3 protein-coding genes and 1 pseudogene are annotated in these 4,856 nt (G+C 70.3%); 2 read left to right on the top strand and 2 right to left on the bottom strand.

Annotated features, from left to right (window positions below; translation table 11 throughout):
• Positions 1-475, top strand: a 475-nt coding sequence (locus tag R6V09_RS46120; RefSeq protein WP_317887451.1) for an ABC transporter ATP-binding protein, incomplete at its 5' end; no start/stop codon positions are given.
• 109 nt (positions 476-584) lie between these two features.
• The gene (gene cyc2, locus R6V09_RS46115; RefSeq protein WP_317887450.1) at positions 585-2,738 is read left to right on the top strand and encodes a germacradienol/geosmin synthase Cyc2; all 2,154 of its coding nucleotides are present in this window, start codon (positions 585-587) and stop codon (positions 2,736-2,738) included.
• A gap of 7 nt (positions 2,739-2,745) precedes the next feature.
• Here the strand turns inward: cyc2 and R6V09_RS46110 are convergent, their stop codons facing one another.
• Together R6V09_RS46110 and R6V09_RS46105 are read right to left on the bottom strand one after the other, a co-directional pair.
• Positions 2,746-4,278 (bottom strand): hypothetical protein, encoded by a 1,533-nt coding sequence (locus R6V09_RS46110; RefSeq protein ID WP_317887449.1) that lies wholly within the window; start codon positions 4,276-4,278, stop codon positions 2,746-2,748.
• 59 nt (positions 4,279-4,337) lie between these two features.
• Positions 4,338-4,856 (bottom strand): annotated as a pseudogene (locus R6V09_RS46105) (hypothetical protein); the annotation flags it as partial.

Genomic DNA, 4,856 nt, shown 5'->3' with positions numbered 1-4,856 from the left:
CCAGGCCCTGCGCCGGGCCGAGCGGCGTGCCGAGGCGGAACGCATCCTGGACCGCGTCGGCCTGACCGGCGCCGCCCGCCGCCACCCGTGGCAGCTGTCCGGCGGTATGCAGCAGCGCGTGGCCATCGCCCGTGCCCTGGTCTGCCGCCCCTCCCTGCTGCTGATGGACGAACCCTTCGGCTCCCTCGACGCCCAGACCCGAGAGGACCTGGAGGACCTCCTCCTGGAGGTGCACCGCACGGACCGCACGACGATCCTCTTCGTCACCCACGACATCGACGAGAGTGTGTACGTCGGTGACCGCGTCGTCGTCCTGACATCGGGCCCCGGCGCGAAGGTGGCACTGGACCTGCCTGTCGAACTCCCTTGCCCCCGCGACCAGATCGGCACGCGGGGACTCCCGGAGTTCGTGGCCCTGCGCACCCGGGTGGGCAGAGCGGTGCGCACACCCGGCCGCGCCCGGTCCCGGAAGTGAGCTCCACAAGATGCCGGGAAAACTCATGGGTTCGGCGCCGATTCACGCGATGGTGTGATCATGTCCCCTGCCCGGGATGGCCGTTGAGCGCCACGGGTAGGGCCCGGCCATGACCCAGCCGTTCGAACTCCCGCACTTCTACATGCCGTATCCCGCGCGCCTCAACCCGCATCTGGAAGAGGCCCGCGCCCACTCCTCCACGTGGGCACGCGAGATGGGAATGCTGGAGGGCTCCGGGATCTGGGAGCAGGCCGACCTCGACGCGCACGACTACGGCCTGCTCTGCGCCTACACCCACCCCGACTGCGACGGGCCCGACCTGTCGCTGATCACCGACTGGTACGTGTGGGTGTTCTTCTTCGACGACCACTTCCTGGAGACCTTCAAGCGCAGCCAGGACCGCGCCGGCGGCAAGGCCTACCTGGACCGGCTGCCGCTGTTCATGCCGCTCGACCTGGCGACTCCCGTACCGGAGCCGGAGAACCCGGTCGAGGCAGGGCTCGCCGACCTGTGGGCGCGCACCGTGCCGTCGATGTCCGTCGACTGGCGCCGCCGCTTCGCCGTCGCCACCGAGCACCTCCTCAACGAGTCCCTGTGGGAGCTGTCCAACATCAACGAGGGACGGGTCGCCAACCCCGTCGAGTACATCGAGATGCGCCGCAAGGTGGGCGGCGCGCCCTGGTCGGCGGGTCTGGTCGAGTACGCGACCGCCGAAGTGCCCGCGTCCGTCGCCGGATCGAGGCCGCTCAGGGTCCTGATGGAGACCTTCTCCGACGGCGTCCACCTGCGCAACGACCTCTTCTCCTACCAGCGGGAGGTCGAGGAGGAGGGCGAGTTGAGCAACGGCGTGCTCGTCCTGGAGACCTTCTTCGGCTGCACCACCCAGGAGGCCGCCGAGACCGTCAACGACGTCCTCACCTCCCGGCTCCACCAGTTCGAGCACACCGCGTTCACCGAAGTGCCCGCTGTCGCCCTGGAGAAAGGTCTCACCCCCGACGAGGTCAGGGCGGTCGCCGCCTACACCCAGGGCCTCCAGGACTGGCAGTCCGGCGGCCACGAGTGGCACCTGCGCTCCAGCCGCTACATGAACGAAGGCGCCCTCGACAACTCGTCGTTGAACGGACCGACCGGCCTCGGCACCTCCGCCGCCGACATCGGCGCCCTCCTCGCCTCGGCCGGCGCCGAACGGCTGCGCGCCTACACCCACGTGCCCTTCCAGAAGGTCGGCCCCTCTCAACTCCCCGATTTCTACATGCCGTTCCAGGTCGAACTGAGCCCGCATCTCGACGGTGCCCGCCACCGCCTCGTCGACTGGATGCACTCCGTCGGCATGCTGGAGGAGGGCGTCTGGGACGAGGAGAAGCTCGCCGCCGCCGACCTCCCGCTCTGCTCGGCCGGCATCGACCCGGACGCCACCGAGGAGGCCCTCGACCTCAGCTCGCGCTGGCTCGCCTGGGGGACCTACGGCGACGACTACTACCCCCTCGTCTACGGCATCCGCGGCGACCTCGCCGCCGCCCGCGTCACCACGGCCCGTCTCTCCGACTGCATGCCCATCGAGGGTCCGGCGGTCATCGTGCCGGTCAACGGGATGGAGCGCGGACTCATCGACCTGTGGGCCCTCACCACCGCCGAGATGCCCGTGGACGACCGGCACACCCTGAAGGACGCCATCAACAAGATGACCGAGAGCTGGGTCTGGGAGCTGGCCAACCAGATCCAGCACCGGATCCCCGACCCGGTCGACTACCTGGAGATGCGCCGCGCCACCTTCGGCTCCGACCTCACCCTCAGCATGTGCCGCATGGGGCACGGGCCGAAGGTCCCGCCCGAGGTCTACCGCACCGGCCCCGTCCGCGCCCTGGAGAACGCGGCCATCGACTACGCCTGCCTCCTCAACGACGTCTTCTCCTACCAGAAGGAGATCGAGTACGAGGGTGAGGTCCACAACGCCATCCTTGTCGTCCAGAACTTCTTCGGCATCGACTACCCGACCGCGCTCGGCGTCGTCCACGACCTGATGACCCAGCGCATGCGCCAGTTCGAACACGTCGCGGCGAACGAACTGCCCGTCGTCTACGACGACTTCGGCCTCTCGGACGAGGCGCGCGAGATCATGCGGGGCTATGTGACCGACCTTCAGCACTGGATGGCGGGCATCCTGAACTGGCACCGTGAGGTCGACCGCTACAAGTCCGCCTACCTGGCCCGCCGTTCGCACGGCTTCGTACCGGACCGGATTCCGGCGATGCCCTTCGCCTGACGACCCCTCAACCGAGATCCCTGGGGTCCCGGACCCGCTTCGCCACGTCCTCGGCGAGCTCCCGTACGGCCGTCGCGGCGGCACCCGAGAGCTCGCCGAGTATCGAGTCGGCTGCGGCCAGGGTCACTCGGGCCTCTTCCGGGAGGTTCGCGTCGGCCAGCGCGCGGGTCAGGGCGTAGTGCTCCTCGGCGACGAAACGGCCGAGGTTCACGCCCTGCCAGTGCCGGAGCGACTCGTCCACGGGGTCGGCCAGCGTGCCCCGGAGGGTGGCCAACGTCCTTCCGGCCTCGGCGAGTTGACCCGTCTCGCGCTCCAGACGGGCCAGTGTCAGCCGGGCCGAGACGCGGTCCCAGGCCGTCTCCTGGAGGGCGGTGCAGAGGCGCTGGGCGCGCAACGCCTGGGTGAGATCGCCCAATCGCTCGAAGTCGCGGGCGAGCCATGACAGGGGAGACGTGTCCAGTGCCTTCGGCGCACCCGGGCGTCTCAGCATGCCCTGGTCCATGTCGATCTCGTCGAGCCTGCGGATCAGCGTGACCCGGGCCAACTCGGTGAGTCCCTGATCGGTGGCCAGGTCGGTCCAGGTGTCCGACGGCTCGTCGGACAGGTCCGTGCCGAAGAAACAGTCGTCCTGGGCGAGCGCCCATTCCCGCAGCGCCGTCCCGTCCGCGTCCGGCCCCGGCAGCTCGCTCAGCCCGCACGCGGTGTCGAAGTCCGTCTCCCGCACCTCGTGCAGCAACGCCAGGTCCTCGGTGTACCCGCGCAGCCCCACCAGCACGGCGGCGAGCCGCAGTTCGTCCGTCATCGACGACGCCCTCTCGTGCCGCAGCAGATGCCGCAGCAGTTCCAGATCACCGTCCGCGCGGTCGAACTGCGCCGCCCGCAGAGCGAGTCGACGCCGTACGGGGTCCCCGGCCACCGTGTCCCACACCGTACGGTCGCCCGCCCGCAGCGCCGCCAGATCCGCCCGCCCCTGGGCGAGCACCGGCTCCCACAACGGGGGACGGGGATGCCGGTCGAGGAGGCTGTAGGCGCCGCCCTCTTCCGCGTTCAGGAGCAGGAAGTCGGGCTCCGTGCGCAGCAGGGCAGCGTGCAGCATGCCGATCAGCTCGACCGGGGAACGCTCGGACAGGCCCAGGGCGGCGCGGAGTTGGGGCCGTGCCTCGTCGAGGCCGTAGTCCTCGCGGAACTCGTCCTCCGTCTCCGTGACCGCCGCCAGGATCTTCTCCGGGCCGTCGGACGGGGACAGGTCCAGATGGTCGCGCCAGCCCGGCAGACCGATCATGATCTCCAGTGCCTCGTCGACACTGGAGCCGATGATTCCGGCCGAGCCCTCGGAGTCGGCGTACAGCACCGAACCGTCCGCGCACACGAAGTACGTACCGCCCGTGTCGTCGCCCGCCACCGGCCGCAGGGGGCCGCCCGAGGCCAGCCGGACCGCCTCGCCGTGGTGCGCTCGGCGCAGGTCGAAGTCGAAGGGGAACGCGGCCAGTTCGGCCAGGTGGGCGTGCTGTCGGAGCAGCCGCAGGGCGTGATCGGTCATGTCACAGAACGTAACAGGCGGCACTGACAACGGGCCCCGGCCGCCGCGAAAATCCCTGGTCAGACCAGCTGCCGCTCGGTTCGTGCGGCGTGCTCGACCGCCGCCCGGGCCAGGGCGCGGACCACCGGGTGCGGGCGGCTGCCGTCGCCGGACAGTTCGGGCTGGAAGAGAGTGGCCAGGAAGAAGGGGTGGCCGGGGAGTTCGGCGATCCGGACATGGCCGCCCTCGTCGTGACCGGAGAAACGCAGCCTGGGCGCGCAGGGTGTCGAGGTGGCGGGTCGGGCCGTAGGAGCAGAAGTAGCGCTCGACCGTGCGCTCGGAGCCGATCACCGACTCGGCGAGCGAGCCCGTGTCGATCGTGACCATCGCCTCGTGGCCGACGAGCGAACAGGCCAGCGATTCGATGAGGACGTCCTCGGCGTCGGGGTCGTTCTCGGCGTGCGTGACTCGGGGCAGCCCGCACACGTTACGGGCGTACTCCAGAAGCGCGTGCTGGAAGCCGCCGCAGGTGCCGAGAAACGCGGGCGTGCCCCTCGCGCGGCTCCGCGCGGCGAACGGCGGCGGCGCCTTCCGCCCTG

The sequence above is a fragment of the Streptomyces sp. W16 genome (genome assembly GCF_033194735.1).
In the GTDB taxonomy this organism is placed as follows: domain Bacteria; phylum Actinomycetota; class Actinomycetes; order Streptomycetales; family Streptomycetaceae; genus Streptomyces.
The sequence above is the reverse complement of the archived record's forward strand: the minus strand, read 5'-3'. Positions and strand labels throughout refer to the sequence as shown.